General features: G+C 69.6%; 1 protein-coding gene. It reads right to left on the reverse strand.

Annotated features, from left to right (window positions below; genetic code table 11):
• Nucleotides 1-697: efflux RND transporter periplasmic adaptor subunit (locus DBR34_RS22745; protein WP_258223829.1), on the reverse strand; the 697-nt coding region annotated here is incomplete at both ends.

The following is a 697-nucleotide window of genomic DNA, read 5'->3' on the forward strand; positions in this document are numbered from 1 at the left end:
CACCCGCGCCACCTTGCCGGCGCGCACCCGGAACACCGCCGGTTCGCCATCGTCGAGCAGCGCCAGGCGCGGCACCACCAGCGCGTCGGCGCGCTGGTCGTAGTCGATGCGGATGCGGCCGAACATGCCCGGCTGCAGGCCCTGCGCGTCTTCACCGAAGCCACTGACCACGCGGAAGGTGCCGCTGCCGGCGTCGACCACCGGCGAGATGCGGTCGACCACGCCGGGGAACGACCTGCCCGGCAGCGCATCGGCCACCAGCGTCACCGGTTGGCCGGCGCGGAGCGTGGCCAGTTCGCGCTCGGGCACGTTGAGGGTGGCCTCCAGGCGCGAGTTGTCGATGATGCGGAAGATAGGCGTGTTGATCTGCACGAAGTTGCCGGTCTTGATCGAACGCGAGGCGATCACGCCGGAGATCGGTGCGACCACGGTGGTGTAGGACAGTTCCAGCGTGGCCAGGCGGTACTGCGCCCGGGCGTTTTCCACGTCGTACTTGATCTGGTCCACATCAGCGGCGCTGACCATCTGCTGGCCGATCAGTTTCTGCGCCCGCTGGTAGTTGTTCTCCAGCTTGCGCATCACCGCTTCGCTCTGCGCCACGGCCAGGCGGGCGCGGTCCGGGTCCAGCCGCACCAGCGGCTGCCCGGCACGCACGGCCTGGCCCTCTTCGACCAGTACCGCCAAGGCCACACCGGAG

Origin of the sequence: Stenotrophomonas sp. HMWF003, assembly GCF_003061285.1 — a bacterium.
In the GTDB taxonomy this organism is placed as follows: Bacteria; Pseudomonadota; Gammaproteobacteria; order Xanthomonadales; family Xanthomonadaceae; genus Stenotrophomonas; species Stenotrophomonas maltophilia_AP.